The organism is Azospirillum sp. B21 (genome assembly GCF_008364825.1).
GTDB lineage: Bacteria > Pseudomonadota > Alphaproteobacteria > Azospirillales > Azospirillaceae > Azospirillum.
The window spans coordinates 1-850 of the sequence record NZ_VTTO01000055.1 but is presented as its reverse complement, the minus strand read 5'-3'; the positions used below and the strand labels follow the sequence as shown (position 1 = coordinate 850).

1 pseudogene is annotated in these 850 nt (G+C 65.9%); it reads left to right on the top strand.

The features are described from left to right. Positions 1–16: 16 nt before the first annotated feature. Positions 17–850: pseudogene (locus tag FZ983_RS33885) on the top strand (flagellin); the annotation flags it as partial.

Genomic DNA, 850 nt, shown 5'->3' with positions numbered 1-850 from the left:
CGGCAACGGCATGAGCATGGACAGCACCAGCGAGTCCCGTGCCGCCGTCAACACCATCACCGGCGTCGACAACGCCCGCGTCACCAACGTCATCGCCCCCGACACCTATTCGATCCGCATCAAGGGCGACGGTTCGGTGGAGGGCAAGACCGCCGACATCTCCAAGGCCGAGAACAAGCACGGCCTCGTCGGCCTGCAGCTGTCGGGCACGATGTCCAGCACGCTGGGCAGCTTCTCCGACGTCCAGATCGAAGTCCGCGGCGCCAACGGCCGCACCCGCGACTTCATCGTGTCGGACGGCAACGAAAGCCGCACGATCTCCTACTTCGACAACACGCAGACGATGACGACCAACCTGGCGACGCCCGCCACGGCTGGCAACCCGCAGACGTCGGGTGTGAACGTCAAGGGCACCGTCGAAGAAGGCGACATCTTCAGCATCACGGTCGAAGGCCAGACCTTCAGCTACACCGCGACCGCCGGCGACGTCGCCATGGGCCAGACCGCGAGCACGAACGTCGCGAACCAGCTGGCCGCTTCGATCAGCAACGCGATCTCGGGCGGACGCCTGCAGGGCAAGGACGTGGCCACCGCCAGCGTGGGCGGCAGCGGCACGATCATCCTGACCGGTCAGACCACGGCCGGCGAGGTCCGCGACTTCACCGTGACCGCCAGCACGACCAACGCGCTGACCAAGAGGATCTCGGAAAGCTTCGCGTCGGGCACGGTGGTGTCCTTCACCGTCGACCGCAAGCTGCTGGAAGCGGCGAACAACCAGGGCAACGGCATCTCGACCATCGAGAAGAAGGTCGACCTGCAGATCCAGGTGACCAACTCCAACGGCGCCCAG